14 protein-coding genes are annotated in these 19,909 nt (G+C 32.6%); 2 read left to right on the top strand and 12 right to left on the bottom strand.

Translation table 11 applies throughout. From position 1 onward, the window contains the following. The 3 genes from AB674_RS19960 to AB674_RS19950 form a co-directional block, all read right to left on the bottom strand. The coding region (locus tag AB674_RS19960; protein ID WP_047779052.1) for a non-ribosomal peptide synthetase at positions 1-2,795 on the bottom strand (2,795 nt) is incomplete at its 3' end. Positions 2,796-2,811: 16 nt separating this feature from the next. Beyond that, positions 2,812-4,209 (bottom strand): aspartate aminotransferase family protein, encoded by a 1,398-nt coding sequence (locus tag AB674_RS19955; protein ID WP_047779051.1) that lies wholly within the window; start codon positions 4,207-4,209, stop codon positions 2,812-2,814. A 189-nt stretch (positions 4,210-4,398) separates the two neighbouring features. Beyond that, entirely contained in the window at positions 4,399-6,066 is a 1,668-nt protein-coding gene (locus AB674_RS19950) for a cyclic peptide export ABC transporter (protein ID WP_053004341.1), read from the bottom strand. Between the two features lie 657 nt (positions 6,067-6,723). Between AB674_RS19950 and AB674_RS19945 the strand changes: the two genes are divergently transcribed. Next, positions 6,724-7,422, top strand: a complete 699-nt coding sequence (locus AB674_RS19945; protein ID WP_047779050.1) for a 4'-phosphopantetheinyl transferase family protein — start codon at positions 6,724-6,726, stop codon at positions 7,420-7,422. A gap of 180 nt (positions 7,423-7,602) precedes the next feature. On the opposite strand, the gene AB674_RS19940 is transcribed toward AB674_RS19945, so the two are convergent. The 7 genes from AB674_RS19940 to AB674_RS19910 form a co-directional block, all read right to left on the bottom strand. Beyond that, on the bottom strand, positions 7,603-8,346 hold the full coding sequence (locus AB674_RS19940) for a thioesterase II family protein (protein WP_047779049.1): 744 nt from the start codon (positions 8,344-8,346) through the stop codon (positions 7,603-7,605). A gap of 741 nt (positions 8,347-9,087) precedes the next feature. Beyond that, complete coding sequence (locus AB674_RS19935) at positions 9,088-10,602, bottom strand: sensor histidine kinase (protein WP_047779048.1); 1,515 nt, start codon at positions 10,600-10,602, stop codon at positions 9,088-9,090. Between the two features lie 478 nt (positions 10,603-11,080). Further along, positions 11,081-11,731: a response regulator transcription factor gene (locus AB674_RS19930; protein WP_047779047.1), complete on the bottom strand. Its 651-nt coding sequence runs from the start codon at positions 11,729-11,731 to the stop codon at positions 11,081-11,083. 89 nt (positions 11,732-11,820) lie between these two features. Then, on the bottom strand, positions 11,821-13,503 hold the full coding sequence (locus tag AB674_RS19925) for a sensor histidine kinase (RefSeq protein WP_047779046.1): 1,683 nt from the start codon (positions 13,501-13,503) through the stop codon (positions 11,821-11,823). 941 nt (positions 13,504-14,444) lie between these two features. Next, a complete protein-coding gene (locus AB674_RS19920; RefSeq protein ID WP_047779045.1) occupies positions 14,445-15,077 on the bottom strand; it encodes a response regulator in 633 nt (210 codons plus the stop codon). 27 nt (positions 15,078-15,104) lie between these two features. Further along, the gene (locus tag AB674_RS19915) at positions 15,105-16,940 is read right to left on the bottom strand and encodes a tetratricopeptide repeat protein (protein WP_082210683.1); all 1,836 of its coding nucleotides are present in this window, start codon (positions 16,938-16,940) and stop codon (positions 15,105-15,107) included. 21 nt (positions 16,941-16,961) lie between these two features. Then, on the bottom strand, positions 16,962-17,438 hold the full coding sequence (locus AB674_RS19910) for a hypothetical protein (protein ID WP_047779043.1): 477 nt from the start codon (positions 17,436-17,438) through the stop codon (positions 16,962-16,964). Between the two features lie 375 nt (positions 17,439-17,813). On the opposite strand from AB674_RS19910, the gene AB674_RS19905 reads away from it, so the two are divergent. Then, complete coding sequence (locus AB674_RS19905) at positions 17,814-18,344, top strand: AidA/PixA family protein (RefSeq protein ID WP_047779042.1); 531 nt, start codon at positions 17,814-17,816, stop codon at positions 18,342-18,344. A gap of 347 nt (positions 18,345-18,691) precedes the next feature. On the opposite strand, the gene AB674_RS19900 is transcribed toward AB674_RS19905, so the two are convergent. Next, entirely contained in the window at positions 18,692-18,979 is a 288-nt protein-coding gene (locus AB674_RS19900; protein WP_047779041.1) for a hypothetical protein, read from the bottom strand. A 187-nt stretch (positions 18,980-19,166) separates the two neighbouring features. After that, positions 19,167-19,862, bottom strand: a complete 696-nt coding sequence (locus AB674_RS19895; protein ID WP_047779040.1) for an SIMPL domain-containing protein — start codon at positions 19,860-19,862, stop codon at positions 19,167-19,169. Positions 19,863-19,909 lie beyond the last annotated feature (47 nt).

Here is a 19,909-nt window from a genome sequence, read left to right as displayed (position 1 = left end):
GGCATCTGGTCCAGTTCAACCCAGATCATCGGAACCATATATTCGGGTAAACTTAATTTTAATTGATCTTGTAAAGCTGTTTTATTTAGCTTGCCTTCTGCCACTACATAAGCAACCAAACGTTTATTACCTCCTACATCTTCTTTAGCTAAAACACAACACTGAATCACAGCTTCTAATGAAGATAAAACGTTCTCTATCTCCCCCAGTTCAATACGATAACCACGAATCTTAACCTGATCGTCTTTTCTTCCGATATATTCAATATTTCCATCGGCAAGCCAACGTACTAAATCTCCTGTTCTATAAATTCTGTCTCCTGCTACAAAAGGATTTGTTATAAACTTTTCCTGAGTTAACTCATCCTGGTTCAAATAACCTCGAGCCACTCCTGAACCTCCAATACATAATTCTCCAATAACGCCAACCGGTACTAAATCTAACGAAGTATTTAAAATATAAATTCCCGTATTACCTATAGGTCGTCCTATGCTAATTTCTTTAGAAGCAAAACTACCTTTATTGTAAAAAGATATCGTAGAAGTTACGGTTGTTTCTGTTGGTCCATATTCATTATAAAATGCATATGATTTATTCCAACCTTCCATTAAATCTTTGCTGCAAGTCTCTCCTCCAACCACTACTCTTCGCAATGATTTTAAATCTGTCCTTACAGCTAAAGTACTTAACATACTTGGAGTAGTATGAAAATGTGTTACATCTTGATTATCAATAAAATCAAGTAAATTTTCGGTATCTAGAATTGTTTCTTTGTTTATAAGAACCAACTTACTGCCACTGCACAAAGCCATAAAAATTTGTTCTACTGAAGCATCAAATACAAAGTTTGAAAACTGTAAAACAACATCGCTTGAATCAATACTAAATGTGTTAATCTGAGAAAAAATTAGATTTACAACATTAGTATGTTCAATCATCACTCCCTTAGGTCTGCCAGTACTTCCTGACGTATAAATAACATAAGCCAAATGACCTGATGCTACTTCGACACTTAAATTTTCTTTAGCATACCCGGAGATCAAATCCCAATCCCGGTCTAACAAAACAACATTAACACCAGTAGGGTTTCTCAATGCCTTATGACTCGCTGCACTACTTAGTACCAGCTCCATACCTGCATCACTCACCATATGAGCAATGCGATCTTCCGGATAATCAGGATCTATTGGAACATAAGCTGCTCCTGATTTCAAGATACCTAAGATTCCCACCAGCATCTCTAAACTACGCTCCAGACAAATCCCCACAAGGGTATCTGCTTCAACACCCTTTTCTTTTAAATAATGTCCTAATTGATTGGACTTTTCATTTACTTCTTTATAACTTAATTCTTTTCCTTCATAAACCACCGCAGTGGCATCAGGAGTTTTTTTAACCTGCTCTTCAAATAAATCAACTATAGTTTTATCCTTTGGATATTCAACCGTGGTGTTATTGAAAACATCCAATAACTGATACTCTTCCTGTTTGGTAAGAATAGACAGATCTGCAACAGATTGATCTAATCCAAACTCAAACTGTCTTATAATATGAAGTAGTCTTGTAACGAGTACTTCTATTTCATTACTATTAAAATATTCTTTTTGATAGTCGACATTTAATTCCATAGGAAGATCTTGCCCGTAATCACACCATCGAATAGACAGCGGATATTCAACCAAGCTACTGGATAAATGTTTTATCTCTATACTAAGATCCGGAGATAATGATTTTGGAAAAGGAAGAGGCTCATAGTTTACTGCCACATCAAAAACCTGCAATCGGTTTTCTGACAATAATTTTAAAGATCTGTTCAAAAACGAAATAGGATACAAACGATGTCTGTAATCATTTCGTTGCGTTTGACTAATCTCTGACAGAAGATCTGACAAGACTTGATCTTTAGCGTAATTTCCTTTATAAGGAAGCATTCCGGCAAACATTCCTAATGTTTTTCTTTCCTGTCTTCCTACTCTGTTGTGAATAGGGATTCCAAAACTAAAACTTTCCTCATCTGTTGTTTTTCCGAAATACAACAACAAGGCTGCTATCGTAAGTTGTGGGATATTTGCCTTTGTTGACTCAGATAAACGATTAAACAATCCTTTATCTGAGTCTGAAACAGTAAGTGAAAATCGCCCACCTCCTACTTCGTTTATGTATTTTTTATTTACTGTTTTTTTAGGAACAGCGTTATATTTTTCTTCCCAATAAATCTTGTCTTTACTACATTGTTCTGAATTAATATACTCAAAACTTTTTTGTGTAGCATCAAGATAAGAAGGATACTGTACCTCAGATCCTTCTTCTCCTTTTATAAAATTTTCATATTGATTAATTACGTAATCAACTTTTATTGCAAAACCAAATCCATCAGTTATTAAATGATGAAAACAAACAAACCACCAATATTCATCTTTTCCAATTTTGATCAGTGTGTATTTATATAATTTTTCTTCTCTTAAGTCAAAAGCAATGTTAAACTGGTTTTGCATCCATTCGCTTGCCTTTTTTCTTGGCTCCAATTCTGACGAAAAATCCAATTCATCGATAAAAACTTTCTCTGGAAAATCACTAATATAAAATGCCGGTTCATTTTCTGTAAAATCAAATTTGATATTAAAAACATCAAAAACATCAGACAAACCTTCTATTACTTGCTTAAATTGAGAGACATCAAAAGACCCTTTAAAAATTGTATAACCACCAATATTATATAATGGACTTTCCGGATTCATCAATTGCCCGTAATAGACTTCTTGCTGTGCTATATGTAATTTTGATTTTATATTCATTATAGTATTTAAAGGATTAAACCAGAGCTTGTGATAAATTCTTTTCTTCACAAACAACAAAGGCCTCTTTCATTATTATTATGGCAGCGTCAACAATTTCTTTAGTTGTAATTAAAGGCGGAACTAATCGCAATACGTTGTTATAATGACCTCCTACCTCAAACAATAATCCTCTGTGAAAACATTCTGTTCTAAACTCTTTCAAATACTCCGGGAAAGGTTTTTTAGAAGTTTTATTTTTTACAAACTCTACCCCTATCATCATTCCTCTTCCACGTACTTCTCCTATAAACGGATGATCCAATGCCAACAAATTCAATTCCTCTTTCAAATAGTCCCCGATAAAGTTTGCGTAATCTTCAATTTTATATTTTTCTATAAAATCAAACGCCCCTCTGGCTGCAGCTATACTCACTTGATTACCTCTAAAAGTTCCAATATGTTCTGCTGTTTCCCAAGCCTCAATATCTCTTTTATAAATTAGTCCGGAAATTGGAAATCCGATTCCTCCAAAACCTTTTGAGAATGTAATTATATCCGGAACTGCTTTTGTATTCATGAATTCCAAAAATTTTCCTGTTCTGTAGAAACCACTTTGAATCTCATCAAAAATTACAATTACGCCATGCTTATTTGCTATTTTGACGATACGCTCCAAAAATCCTTTTCTTGGAACAATATTTCCACCTTCTCCTTGTATTGGTTCTAATATAATTGCCGCAGGAAGTGTTATACCGGAATGTCCTGTTTCCAAAATCCATTCAAAATGATTTGCACAGTCATAATTACAAGTACTCTCTTCTTTATTAAATGGACAACGATAACAATAACTATAGGGTACAAAATGCACATTTGGAATCAGTGAGGATATTTTTTTTCTGAAAAAAGTATCCGAGGTCACCGCCAAAGCACCGGAAGTCATTCCGTGGTATCCACCTGAGAAAGCAATAATACCATCACGACCTGTTTTTATTTTCGCCAATTTTATTGCAGCTTCAACTGCATCAGAACCTGTTGGTCCACCAAAACTAACTTTGTAATCTTCGCGAATCTCTTCCGGTAAATTGTTTAATATTTTTTGAATTAAAAAAAGTTTGTTTTCTGTTGGAAAATCCAATGCATGAACTAATTCTTCCTGTTGTTCTTTAACATATTCCATTACAAAGGCATTACTGTGTCCTACATTTAATACGCCACAACCTCCAAAAAAATCAATAAATTGATTTCCGTCTACATCTTCTACAATACTTCCTTTTGCACGTTTTAAAGCAATGGGCATTTTCTTAGGATATGAAACAACACTACCTTCAATGTTTTTCTGTAATTCTAATAAAACTTTTGATTTTTCTCCAGGTAATGAAGATGAAATGATTTTTGCCCCTTGAGACAAATGATAATCCTTAAGTAATTCCATAATAATAAGTGGTTGTAATAATGAGTGGTTGTATTTAAATTATAAACATAGAATTACATCCAATGATCTGGTGAATCATTGAACTAATTCTAAAAAAATTAAAGAATGATTTTAAAAACGAAATAATTAATTCAAAAATAAAAGTATAGTCCAAAAATAAAGAGAAACAAATATTATTTAATTGTAATGTTATGCCAGAACCGAAGAAAATAAAATTTCCTGATCTACTATTTTGCCATAATTAAATTTTACTAATCGATCACAAAATTTATAATAAGCATCGTCATGTGTAATCGCAATTACGGTTTTTCCCTTACTCTTAAGCTCCGGAATTATACTTTCATAAAAATATTTTCGGAACTCCGGATCTTGTTCAGCAGCCCATTCATCAAAAATAAAAATCTCTTTATCTTCTAATAATGAATAGATCAATGCCATCCTTTTCTTTTGACCGCTGGACAAATTTTGAAATATTTTATTATTCGCCACATCTACCCGAATCACTTCTTCCAGTTTCATTTTATTCAGGAGTTCTGTCAGGTTTTCATTAGACGGAAGCAAATCAAAACCATCATAATTTTCAGAAAACAAATAATTATCTGAAAAAATACATGATATCATATCTCTGTAATCAGATCGATTCTCTCTATCAATAAGATTGGTATTGTTCAAAAATATCTCACCTGATTTAGGTATGTAAAGTCCGGATAATAAGTTGATAAAAGTACTTTTTCCACTTCCGTTTCCTCCAGAAATAAAAATGACTTCGCCTTTTGTTATTTCCAGATTGATCGGTTGAAGTTCAAACGTAACTACACCGTTAGGATCAATGTGTTTATAACTCAAGTTTTTTATCACTAAATTTTCAAAAACAGGTAATGGATTAGTCGAACTTGTACTTAAATCCGAGTCTTTTATGCTTCCACTGGTAATTTCATTAAATTCATTAATCCTGTCAAATGCAATTTTAAATCCAATAATGTTTTTCATAAGATTTATAAAAATAGTTATTGGCCCCATTAAAAATAGAAAAGCAACCATGAAACCGGAAATAACAATTTGATCTAACTCAAAAATCAAAGGCAGCACAAAAAGCACAACACCGATTATCACATAAAAAAAATACTGCCCTATTAATTCATTTCCAAACGCTGCCAACTCAGCCTTAATGCTTAATTTGATTGCATTGTTACGATTTTTAACAATGTGATTAAAATAGATCGAATGACTTCTCTTACTACTCATCTTAATGCTATTAAAACCATGCAAAAAATCGTTATAATTAGCCATAAAACTATCATCAAGATCTCGTTCTTCAGTCATACTATTCTCAATGGCTTCATTTCTCTTAACATAAACTAAAGCTAAAGCTATAATAATAATTATCATCATTACAGCTCCTTTCGGATAAAGCCAAAACATATATCCTATCCCTGCAATTATCATGATTATTGCATTAAAAAAAACGATAAAAGATTCCGGTAACGCTTCTAATGTACCTACATCCTGCATCGCAGTTCTAACTCTTGCTTCTCCAATCCGCAAATAAGATTCATAATTACATAACCTAAGTTTGTCTATAATTTGAAGTACCATTTCTTTACCAAAATTCAAAGTAACCTTAATCATGTACCTTTTAAAATAATAAGTCAGGACAAATGAAACAATAACTAAAACCAAATAAATCAACCAATCATAATCACTTAAAAGCGGTAAAGGAGTACCGGCAACTTTATTACTGACAAGCATTAACAAACTACTACTCCACAATCCGTTTATTAAAGCAAATAATCCTAACAGTGGCAGGGCTACATTTAATTTTAATTTTAATACTTTCAGCAAAGTTATTCTTTCCAATGTTTGAATTTTAAATGGTTAATCTGGGTTTTATGCGATATTCCTGATCACAAATATATATCATAAAACAAGAAAAAACTCAATAAAAAACTAAAAAACCTACATGTTTTGACAATAATTAAAAAATAAAGCCAAAATACTGAATAATATTAATTAATAATAAAAAACAATCCGTATTTAATTAATAAAATTGTTAATTAAAACATATTTCATAATTTTTTTAACATAATAATTCTGATTAAAAATTATTTTTATACATAAAAAATTACAAATAACACACTATTCTTACATATTTTTAAAAAATAACTCATAAATCCGCAACGAGAAACATAACAAACTCGCAATCAACAAAATGATTATTATTACCCAATATTTCTTTCTTTTTGATACATAAAACTCCTGATTTTTTTCATTCGTACGACTACTTAAAAATAGTTAACAATTACTAAATCTTAATGAATTTGGCTTTTACTTAAACCCTATTTTAATACTATCGATCTTATAATTGAAGTATTAAAAAGTTCAAACATTGCAGGCAAAAAACCCGAACTTTTTACGACTATAACGTTTGTTACAAACTAGCAAGTGTGACTATATTTCTAAAGATAATAATACAAATACTATATTTGCAAAACTCTCCACTAAAACATTCTTTTTTTGATACATCTTTTTTTTACAAGATTTGACAAACCAATTTCTTCTGATAATTGGTCCCGTTTACAAGAATATCTATCGCCGGAATTACGTAAAAAAAGTAATTCATACCGAAAATGGGAAGACCAACATGCATTTGTCCTTGGAAGACTGCTGCTAATGGAATGTTTAAACGAAATAGGTATAAGTAAAAACGCCATACTTGATATAAAATACAACGAATTTGGAAAGCCTTTTTTAAATAACGATATTGATTTTAATATCTCTCATTCAGGTAATTTTGTGATTTGCGCCATTGCACAAAAAGCAAAATTAGGTATAGACATTGAAGTGATAACTCCTATAGATTTTAAAGATTACAACTATATTTTGACAGCAGAAGAATGGCAAAAAATTCATCTGTCAGAAGATCCTCTGAAATCCTTCTTCAGACTTTGGACTATGAAAGAGAGTTTGATCAAAGCAGTAGGAAACGGTCTGTCCATTCCATTATTAGATATCACTATCCATAACAATAAAGTACTATACGATAACAAGTCATGGAATCTGACTGAGTTAGTCTTAAGCGAAAATTGCTGCGCCAGTGTAGCAACAACCATTGCAAACCCAAATTTCCTTTTTTTTGAGGTTGATTATTCTTCCGGTTTTATAGAGAAGAAAATAATACAGACCAACATTAAGAAAATCGAGTCGCCATTTTAAGCCACTAAAAACACAAAACGCTCTACAGCTATGTACTATTTAATTGTTTTTTTAGTTACCATTTTCAATAAAAAAACTTTTTTACAAGACCTGAATTATTTTAAAAAAAATTAAAAAAAAATGCCACTTATTTTTCAATAAATGGCATTAGTGCTAAATCTTTTAAAGTACCATCAAATATTAGTACGCGTTTATTCTGGCACCATGAGCCATATGAGCTATTTTTTGTGCCATTACTTCCGGATGTTTAAGAATAAAAAAGTGATCACCTTCCAGTAACTCAAACGTACAAGGCGAAGATGTTTCATCTTTCCATGCTTTCATGTCGGTTAAAGTTGTTTTTTCTTCTCCTTCGCCGATTTCCTCTTTTCCCATGCAGATATGAATAGGAAAGGTAAACGGCTCCTCCATCACTTTAAAATTATAATCTTCAATAGCTTGAAAATCTGATTTCATTATGGGATAATACAACTCTAAAAGCTCTTTACATTCTAAGATCTCTTTCGGTAATCCCCCAATTTTTTCAACTTCCTGCCAAAACTCCTCTTCTTGTAATAAAGATTTTTTATTAGTAAACCGATTAAAGCCCGGTGCTCCCCTACCTGTAAAGAAAAGACATGTCGGTTGTTTTAACCCCAGCAGAATTATTTTTTTTGCTAATTCATATCCCAATAACGTTCCCATACTATGTCCATAAATCACATAACTGCAATCTTCGATAAGCGGAATAATTTGTTTGATAAGATCGTCTACTAATTCATCAACATCCACTAACAAATTCTCTTTAAAACGACCACCTCTTCCTGGTAATTCCAAGGTTACCCAATTTAAACTTTTAGGTATGTGTTTTTCAATACTGTTAAAACTATATTTATTACCTCCGGCAAAAGGAAGGGCAATAATTTTATTTCTATTATCTTTCATAATTTACAAACAGATGGGAATTTATTAAAATGAAGTTGGAATTTTCCTTTTATTTCTGTTTCGCAAAAATATAGTAAAACTTACAAATTATCCAATACAAATTATAAGATTTTGAATCTGTCCTTAATTTAGATTTAGTTTTCCAGCACCAAAGACAAAAGCTGTGAAGCAGCACAAAATTGAATGTGGAAATTTAGTTTATTTGAAAAACGTACACGACATTTTTCATTTGAAATGACAAAATTGCAAGAAACAGGACTTGATGAATTGATACTATAAATGCACACAACTTTTGGCCTTGATACTTTCTTATTTTGCCACAGATTTGCTTCGAATGTCCGCTATAACAAAATGTCATTAAATTAAGATATTTTTCACGCAGATTCTGCTGATTCTACGGATTTTTTTATTGTATTCCCCTAAAATCAATGTGAAATTTTTTTTGACAATCCTTAACTTAATGGAATTACGCTATAGCTCGAAAAACAGATTTTCGAAGAAAACAACGAAAAAAAATCTGCTAAATCTACCTGAAAACAAAAGAATAAAATGATTTTAGCTTAATGATTTTTATATCACAATTACCTCAACATCAATATAGTTCAAAACAAATCTTGGCTTAAAATATACTACTCGAAGAATAAATGCTCAAGAAAAAAAATCCTTTAGCATTCATTCACAGCACAATTCGAGAACTACTGAGAAATACCACAAAAATTAAATCATTAATAACGATACTCCTTAATCATTAAACACAATTTTAAATGTCGTCCCTACTCCTACCTTACTTTCTACCGTAATCTTTCCATTCATAGACTCGATTTGGTTTTTTGTAATGTACAAACCTAAACCGTTTGCTTTTTCGTTTTTATGAAATGTTTTATACATTCCGAAAATCAAATTTCCATATTTCTCCAGGTCGATTCCTAAACCATTGTCTTTTACAGTGAATGTTTTTTTTCCGTTTTCAATGAAAAAATTAAATTCAACGATCAGCGGTTTTTCAGGATCTGCATATTTAATAGCATTGGTACTCAAATTTTGCAATACGCTTTCAAGATATGCCGGATTAAAACGGACAACTGCCTCGGGGGAAACGTTTTTTAGTATCGTAACATTATTACTCTCGCTATAGGCATTAACAATATTGAGGACCCTGCTTAAATAACTGTTCAAATTCAGCGTCTCAACATTGATTTCGGTATTGTTCTGAACATTTACAATTTGAGACAAATCTTCAATTGTTTTACTAAGATCTCCCGAAACCGCACGCAGGTATTTTATGGTTTCAACTTTATCATCAAAACTTTCTTCGGAATCGATCAGGTCCAGAAGTACTTTAAAATTACCTGCGTGCGCATTTAGATTATGAGATACGATATGCGAAAAATTCAACAATCTGTTGTTTCTCTCCTTGTATACTTCCAGCTCTCTCTTCAACTCCAGCTCTTTTTCTTTTTGAAAAGAAACATCACTGTGAGTTCCTATTATTTTTAAGGATCTCCCGGCAGCATCACGTTCTACTACCATTCCTTTGCTAAGAATCCATTTGTATTTTTGATCAGAAGTCAGTACGCGCATAAAGTTTTCGAAGAAAGGAGTTTTATTATTAAAATGATCCTTCAGTGCTTCAGTGTATGCTTCACGATCATCCGGATGCATTATTTTATTCCATCCCTCTTGTGTATTAGAAATATCGGAAGATTTCCATTCTAATATATTCAATGACTGTGGTGAGTAGCAAAACCTGTTCGTTTTCAGATCCCAATCCCAAATACCGGCATTTGAAGTCTCTAACATAAACTTGAAACGTTCTTCAGTTCTTTTAAGTCTTAATTCTTGCTCTTTAAACTCTGTAATATCTCTAATTCGGCCACAAAATTCTGAACTTCCATCTTTATTGACCATTCGTTTTGAGGTCACTTTAAACCAGCTTAATCCGTTCAAAGGCAATTCTGCCCGAAACTCCACACTCCATTTTCTTCTTTTTTTAATAGCGTCAAACAAAGAGTTCACAACTAGTTTTTTATCCTCTTTATGAATTCGGTCGTAAATAGAAAATACGGTATCGGTAAACATCACATTCGATAAGACTTCAAACATTTCATAAGTTACATCATTTATAAAAGGTATGTCATAGTCGTTATCTGCCGAAATCGTAAATACGAAAAGAGCGTCCTGAATCTCATCAAATACTTTAGATTTAAAAATATTTGTGTTTGCTTTTTTCTTTGTATTGTAAAAATCAAATTCCATAACTTTACTTCTTTACGTTCTCTTTTCTCTTTCTGTTGATTGTAGTTTTTGCTTATGCAAAATTGGTACCGGACTTTAAAATTGTTGCTCAGACGGACATCTTCCAAAAAAAAATAAAAAATGACATGGCGTGTATAACCTAGAAAAAACAAACTAAAAAAGCCGTCTGTAACAACAAAAGTAAATCTCATAATACAGGAAGCCAGATGCCGAAAAAAATAATCCATTCTGCTGCAAATCCATCCTTATCTATAAAGTCTCAGCAACTGCGTCTTCCTGACAGAACAAATATACATGCAATAAAATCAATACTTTATAGAACATTGGACAGGCTGTTGTAGAATTATTACTACTGAAAATTCCTCATAAATTTAAAAATAAGCTCTAAAAAAAACAGGAGACTATACGCTCCTGTTTTTTAATAAATATCCGAAAACCTATCTCCGGTCTGTGGTTCCTAATTCGTTTTAGCAATTTGTTAATCAGAATACAAATGAAAAAAATTGATTAAATCGGCCAGATTATCTATTTCCAGTTTTTCAAAAATTCTGTTTTTATAGGTACTTACCGTTGTTTTTTTTATGTTTAAATGTTCTATTATTTCCAGATTGCCATACCCTTTAATTAAAAGCTGCGCCACTTCAATTTCTCTGTTGGACAATACATCCAACGGATTTGTTGGCTTTTTTGAAATATAAGAATCCAGAATTCTGTCTTTAAGATTCTGCGTAATATATTTTCCGGACAAGATCATCGAACTGATGGCATTTTTCATTTCTTCTTCCGAGGTTTCTTTGTTCAGATATCCTGAAGCGCCAGCATTCAAATACCGCATTGCGTAAACATTCTCATCATACGCGGAGAAGATTAGTATTTTTATTTCCGGCTGGATTGTTTTTATTTCTGTTATGATGTTGATGCTGTTTCCGTCGGGAAAATTCACATCTAATATCAGTAAATCTATCCTATGTTCTTTTAAAATATCAAGTGTATCCTTAAAATTCCCCGCCTTATAAATTAAAGCATTCGAAAATAACTCTTTTATCATCAAAGAAACGCCCTGTCTAACCACAGTATGGTCATCAGCGACTAAAAAACTATAGTTATTGGATGGTGATTTCATTTTCATTTACCTAATTTAGAATTATTTAAGCGCTTTTCTCTAACAAATTATCTTTTTAACTTTATACATTTAAAGTATACTTATCGGACCTTATTTTAAACCAAGCTTATAAGCAGGTTAAAAATAATCTTAGTCCCCTTTCCTTCCTCGCTTTGAACGTCTATTTTTCCGTTAAACAATTCTACTATTTCTTTACATAAATTAAGTCCTAAACCTACCCCCAGATTGTTTACTTTATCTGAAACCGTTCCCTGATAATAAAGCTCGAATATATTTTTAAGGTCATTTTCAGCAATTCCAATTCCGCTGTCCTCAATTTCAACTTTTAGATTCACTTTCTTATCCGAGGTTCTTTCAAGGTCTATCTTTACCTTTATCAATCCGTTCTCAGTAAACTTATTCGCATTACCGATAATGTTATAAAAAAGCTGATGAATTTTTGCAGCATCGGAATTGACATCAAGTTCTAAAATCAGATTCGAATTCACTTCTATTTTATTGCCTTTGCTTTCAACCAGTGAAGTCATCGAATTCACAATCTGATGAATTTCTTCTTTAAGGTGAAATTTCTTTTTGTTTAGTTTAGGCGCATAATTTTCGTCTTTTGAATATTCCAAAATCTGATTGGCCAAAAGAAGCAATGAGTTCGTAGTAAATTGTATCGATTTAAAAGTATCTTTTATCTCGGGATCTTTTATAGAGGAGCCAATCATTTTACTGTAAATCGATATGATGCTTAAAGGAGACCTTATTTCATGACTGACCATCCCCATAATTCTATTCTTAAAATTCAGGCTTTCATGAATCTTCAGCTGAGCCATTGTAAGTCTCTTTTCATATTGAAAAGCCAGCCTTGTAAAACCAAAAAGTACAAGCGATATGATAAACATCAGCAGAATCAAAATTGCGATGGTATAATTCCTTACTATTTTATTCGAATCGTACTGCTTCTGCAACTGTTTTTGGGTATTGTCCTGAAGTACTTTTAATGAATTGTTATAATGAGGCATCACCTCAGCCTCTAAGTTCAGTAGTTCGTTATTAAACCTCTTTAGTTTAGCTTCCTGATCTTTTAAATTGTCGAATGACTTTTTTAAGTTTATAAACTGATTTTCGTAATATTTATTAGTAGTATTAAACAGGTTTGCAAATTGTTCTTCGATACTCCCGGTCACTATCTTATTATTATATTTCATAGTAACGGTGATCTTCAACTGCTCTTTTTGTATGTCAACTTTTCCGGCTAAAGCAGCTCCCAATCTGGAGAATAATCCTTTTTTAGACACACTGTCTATCGTCATATAAGAATCCGTTTTGATACTGTCTAAGATTTTTTTGTACTCGAACTTATTTAGTTTAAACGGTCGGGACAAATTATTTTTATCCGGATTGACCTGTGATTCAATTATTGAATCGATACTGGATTTTAGGGACTCAACAGAATGTTCGGACTGGTTCTTTTCCTGCAGCACCTTCATGAACTCTTTATTGTCTTTTGTAATTAAGCTTAAACTGTCGATCAAACGACTGATATCGTTTAAGCTGGCGGTGTACGCATTGAGCGATTCTTTGTCTTTATAAATACTATAATTATTAAAGCTTTTTTGAGAATCAACAAAGGAGTTGTTTATGTTGTTCGTAAAATGTGTTATTCTATTCAATGAATCCATAGAATTCATCGTTTTTGACATTTCCGAATCATTAGACGATTCGTTGTACCAAATAACTATTGCAGTTATTTGTAAAAAAATAACACAGGCTATTAAAGTATAGTGCATTATTTTTCTGTGTTTGAACTTTAGTCTAAAGAAACTAAAGGGGCTATTTTGGGGCTGTTTTCTAATCAAAATTTATATTTTAAAATGAAAAATAAAATAAGGAGTCAAAGAATCAAATCAATAACTCACACAACTTTTTTAATTAGGTATCGGAAGAACATCCTGAATGATGTACTACATTTTAAATAAATATTGTTCTATAGTCAAAATTAGCAGTCACTAATTCAATTTTAATACGGATAACAGATTTTACTCTCTCTAAGATACTGTTTCTTTGTTTAAAGAACAACAATATTTATCAGCACTAACTACAACACAACAGCTATTAAAAGAGATTTGGGGGATCTTTTTAATTGAATAAATAAACTTTATAGGATAAACATATTCTTATTCCGTTTATAAATATTTACTTATTTCTATTTTCTTAATAAAAAACAAAAATAGCATGCTGGGATTAAACCGACTGTAGAACATTCTGCAACAGTCTGTAGAACTTGTTCTACAATTTAATCATTGCTTATACTACAGTTTTCTTACTACAAAGATATTAATTTTAAAAAAATACGCCGGATTATTTACGAAATCGTTTGATATGGAACAAATCTAATGCCCCAACACTTAGATTCTCTCACATCTGGTGAATCAAAAAAAATATAAACTAAAGATATGAAAATTATGTAGTCAATTTACAGCATAATTTGAACCTATTTGTTTCAGGATTAACCCTCTTATTCTTTCTTACTGTATGTACGATTTCGATTCCACTCAATCTTCGTATGGCAGATTCAAAATTTTTGATGCCTAAGCCATTCTAATTGACTTAAAAAAAAATTAAGTTTAAAAGTTGTGGGTTTTCTTAGCACAAGCAAAAGAAACTTCTTGAACATATAACAGACTCATTTACAACCTAAAACACATGAGGTATCTTAAGAGAAATCCTCTCAAATAATGCCTTTTTCAATGGCCAATTTAATGAGTTCAGGTGAGGTTTTTACCTGTAGTTTGTGCATGATATTCCTACGGTGTGTTTTTACGGTATGTTCGCTGATAAAAAGGATACCGGATATGGCTTTGGTGTTCATTCCGTCGGCAACGCATTTTATGATTTCTTTTTCGCGTTCCGAAAGCTCCTGCATGTTGTTCTTATTTAAGTTTTTTCCACGGAAATAATTAAACAGTTGCTCGTTGATTTTACTGTGAAAATAATTCTTGCGCTGACTGGTATCAATAATCGCCTGTACAAGCTCGGCTTTTGAAGCATCTTTTAGAATATAACCCTGGGCGCCTTTTTCGAGTGCGCTCTTAATTTGTTTCATGGATTGGTGCATGGTCAGCATTAATATCGGCACATCATACCCCTTACTTTTTAATAATTCCATGCTGGCAATTCCGTCCAGTATTGGCATGTCTATATCCATCAGAATGGTGTCAATTGTCATCGTATCCAGGATAGATGGAATGGTATTTCCGTTTTTTGTATGCTCGACTATTTCAATACCATCTTCCGGTTTGAACATCGATTTTACGCCTTCGGCAAACAGATGGTGGTCGTCTACTATCAATACTTTAATCATAATCCGTAATTGTTCAGTTAGGTGATACTAAAAAGGCAAATCAATATTTACAGTAGTTCCGCTTGCCGGATTGCTGTCAAATTTAATGTCTCCCTGTAAATTGAAAATTATTTCTTTAAGGGTTTTGAGCCCCATTCCGGAAATTTCTTTTGATTTTTCGGTTACATTAAATCCTTTTCCATTGTCTTGTACAAGTATATTAATGAGGTTTTCATCATCGAAACAGGTTAGTAATATGGATAGTTTTGTGGCTGCTGCATGTTTCAATACATTGCTCACGAGTTCCTGCACGATACGATATACAATTATTTCATTTTCAGAACTCATTTGTTCCTGACACATGGCAGCTTTAAACTCTACTTCAAGACCATTGACTTGTTGTAAATGCGCGGTCAATTCTTTTAAGGCCGGTACCAATCCGAAATTATCCGATATGCCCATATTGAGTTCATGCGACAAATTTCGGATATCGGTGCAGGCCTGATCTACCAATATAGTCAGCGTCTGATGGTTGGAAATACTCTTTTCGTCGATTGCATTCAGGTTTACTTTTATGGTGGCCAACAAACTTCCAAAATGATTGTGCAGTTCCCGTGCGATACGTTTGCGTTCATTTTCCTGTCCCTGTACCATCGACTGGAGCGTCTTGGTCTCTTGTGTGTTTAGCAGTTTTTTTATTTTTTCATCATGCTGATTGCGCTCATTATGGGCCATCAGCCTAGTGTTTTTAAACCGTTGTCGGAAATACAACAACAACAATATGGCAAAAAGCAACAAAAAAACAGTAACGATAATATAAATCCGGTTGCTAAGTTGTCTTTTTTCCAGCAGTGCGATTTCTTTTTCCTTTTGAGTTACTTCAAAATCGGTACGAAGATTGGCAAGTTGTTTTGTTGCTTCGGTATTTTCGATACTGTCTTTGTAAGCAATATATTGGGATTGATACCTAAATGCTTTCGGATAATCTTTCTCGACCTCATATAGTTCTGATAAAAGCAAAGCCGCATCTCTGATTTGCTCTTTCAGATCAAGAACTTTCGCCATATTGAGCGCCTTAAGCGTATGATTAATGGCTTTTTCAGTCTGTTTCAGTTCAGAATAAATACGTCCCAACTGGTTGTGATAATCGGCCATACCAAATGTATCACCAAGTAAATCAAGCATTGTAATAGCTCTGAGAAGATCTTTTTCGGCAATAGCATATTTTCCTTGTTTCCAGTAGACCAATGCACGATTCCCTATGGTATAAGCCTTACCTATTTCAAGATCAATTTCATCAAAAATAGGTGCTGCTTCGTTATAAAGCGATAAAGCAGAATCGAGTTCGTTGAGCCTGTAATAACTAAATCCTGTATTGAGCAGGTTGATCGCCAATTGTTCTTTATTTCCATGCAATCGTATAACGGCTATGGCTTTCTTATTATAGACAATTGCATTTTTAAAGTCGTTATTGGACATATAGGTATTGGCTATTTCCAGATAATCACTCGTTAGCAGCTTGTCGTTCTTATACTGTATTGCAAGCTCAGCGCTTTTAAAAAGATTTTTTAAAGCCATTTTTAAATTACCCTTTAACCTGTATGCAACACCTATGGATTGATAGGCTTCAATTACATAAGTGAACTGCTTATCTATTGAAGCCATCTCCAACAATTTATTGGCATACAATAATACCTCGTCCGGCGAAGAAGAATGCGCAGCTATCTTAGCATAAATCCCCATTTTGGCCTTCGACGAAAGCGTATCTGTTTTAACCAACAGTAATTTAAGGCTGTCAGCTCTGGCCTGGTTTTGCGCCATGACTCCGTAGCTGATGCCAAACAATAAAAAACAAAAGATAGTCACTATCCTGCCTTTATTCATTTGAATGAAATTTAATAATTATCAGTTGCCTTGGTTCGCTCTCAATACAGGATCAATTAGTATCGGAAGACTCACCGTTTCACCCAAAACGTTCTTAAACTCTATAACAGCCAAAAGATCAAAGGCCACGTTGCTATTTTGATTCGCTTTTTTAATATATACATCAAAACTTACCTGCTTATCAGTCAGTGAAGATGTAGTAATTATTTCATTATTATCATTAAGAATCTTAAATTCAGTAAAATATATTTTGTGATACGAATAAAGACGAAGTGGTACAATCGTAAAAAAAATAGTTTCGCCTGTTTCAGTATCGATGCAAAAACTTTTTTCAGCATCACCCATTGCCATCAATCCCTGTTCACAAATAAATGAACTCTCACTGACATTCACTGGTGGAATAGACAAATCAAAATTAAGTTCTTTAAAATTAGAACCAGATTCTTTAATAACACGATCTGTATCGATCTGAATAAAAATGTTTCTTGTTTTTTTCATGGCTGATTTATTTTGTAGGTTTATTTTTAACAAATCTAACTAGAAATTTCTTAGGTGTGATACCCCAAAAGAGGTATTTGCCAAAATATAGTACTTATTCGGTAATCTCCGTTACGAAAGCTTTTTTGCTTCACAAATAACGATACTTCTTTTGGTAATCTATTCCGTATTGTATTACTATAAAAAAGTAGCACTTAATTGCCCCGCTACCTACTATGGGGTATTAAAAAAATCACTCTTTTGGCTTACAAATCAAGCTCATAACTTTCACAACTTTGTCATGTCTTCAAATCACATATATCGATAACTAAGACAAGGCGTAATCTGAAAAGCCTTCAACAGAGTAGGAAAACAAACCATATAAATTACAAAATCATGGGATTAATTAACATTTTAGTAGCAGTAGACGGAACGCAACTGGCAGAACAAGTTGCTAATGGCAAAATCAAGCCAGGAACCAAAACTTCACCAACCTCATTAGGAGCTTGGTCACAATCAGATGTGTATATTGCAATGATTTCACAACACAACAATGTTGTAAACAACGAAGGACAGTCTGAATTAAAAATTTCGGCGAATTCCGGCGATACCGTTCAGTGGGCAATGACCACATTTGGAAATAACGTAGATAATACCGCATTTTTGTATGCAGGATCATTTAGTCCTTCAGGTGCAATTCTTCCAAGCGGATTACTTTACTTTAATTCACAGACAGCAGAACATCTTCCAAACAACAGCGGTACTTTGCAAGAGTTTACCAACAATGTATATCTTGCTCAAGGTACAGTTATACAGGTTGGCGTAAAAATCCAGTATACCCTCTCATTTCAGTTGGTAAACAATGCTAATGGAAATGTAATAGGTTACTTTTCATGGGATCCATTCATCGATGTAAATCAGGGATAAGAATGCCCCTGAATCAAACCTTTATTACACAAAAAAACTTCAATTAGCACTAGCCAATTGAAGTTTTTGGTATTTAGAACGGGACTTCAACCCGTGCCACATAGTATTGTTTATTGAATTTTAAACCCGTCTGTCTATCCTTTTTTCCATCAAATACAATTTCTACTAGTAGCCACTTAATAAATAATTGTGCCCGATCTGACTTCGGGTTTTTGAAAATGGATACGGAATATTCATACTAAGCTGTTACAAAACCTTATAACTTTTAAACGAAATTCACATTATTCTAATTCAGAAAATAAGGAAGAACTAGTTTGATTTTAGGTTAATAAAATCAGCCATTTGAATTAATTATTTTTCTCAGAAGTGCTTTCACTAACCAAACAATCTATTACATCCATCAAATTATCTCTGGCAAAACTTACATCATTGTAGTTATTTACTTTTCGATTATCAGATTTGATCTGCTCTAAACGCTCTTTTATGATCTTCAAAATTTCCCAGGTCGAAAATTCTTTAGTATTGGCGCGTCCTTTTAATGTTAGTTTAATCGTTATTTCTTCCTGCTCCGCTCCTCCAAAACCAACAACGTTTTTTCTCTCTATTAATTCTGCTGTTTCTGTGAAAAATTTCATGATTTTTTGCTTTTAGTTGTTATCCGTTTTTTTATGTGCACTATAAATTTAGCTTTTATTTTCAACACTATAATTGATAACCCGTTTTTTATCAAAACATTAGCATTAAATTTTAAAACAAAAAAAATCCAAATCCCAATAAATAAAATTGGAATTTGGATTTTAAAATATTGAAATTTAGTCTGATTTAGTCCAGAATAAAACTAACCGTTACGTTTGCTGTAATTTCGATTTCACCAATTGCAAGAGTTTCATTTGAAGCTCCTCCCATTGCATCTGCAGACTCTGACTTTCTCATCGCTGCATACATAGGTTGTGGACGGTAGATTTGTGAATTATCAGAAATTGTAATTGCCTTACCTACTTTTTGACCTAAAACAGATACATAATCTTCTGCTTTTGCTTTAGCATCTTTAATTGCTAATTTTCTTGCTTCTGATTCGTGTTGCGCTAATTTAGAAGATTCAAAAGAAACGTTATCCAAACGATTAATTCCTTGTTGAACCAAACCTTCCATTAACTCATCGTACTTAGATAAATCTTTTAATACAATTTCTACAGTCTGATTGGCATTGTAACTTGTTTTCTTTTTCTCGTAATCGTATTGTGGATTAAGAGCTACTTGTTTTGTTTTGAAATCTGCTGTTGGAATATTCATTTTTTTAATGAATTTTAAAACCGCGTCCATTTTTTCGTCATTTTGCTTTTTGACATCCTTAGCATTATTCCCTTTTGTTTCAACCGTAGCTGAAATACAAACCTGATCGGGTGCTACTTTTACTTTTCCTTCCCCATTTACATTGATTTGAGGAATTTGTTTGGTTTCTTGGCCGTAAGACATAGTCATAAACATAATTGTTAATAATAATACTAGTTTCTTCATTTTCGTGATTTTTAAATTATTTGTTAATTGCTTTTCAAAAGTTGTGC

This window comes from Flavobacterium sp. ABG (genome assembly GCF_001027725.1).
GTDB lineage: Bacteria > Bacteroidota > Bacteroidia > Flavobacteriales > Flavobacteriaceae > Flavobacterium > Flavobacterium cupriresistens.
The sequence above is the reverse complement of the archived record's forward strand: the minus strand, read 5'-3'. Positions and strand labels throughout refer to the sequence as shown.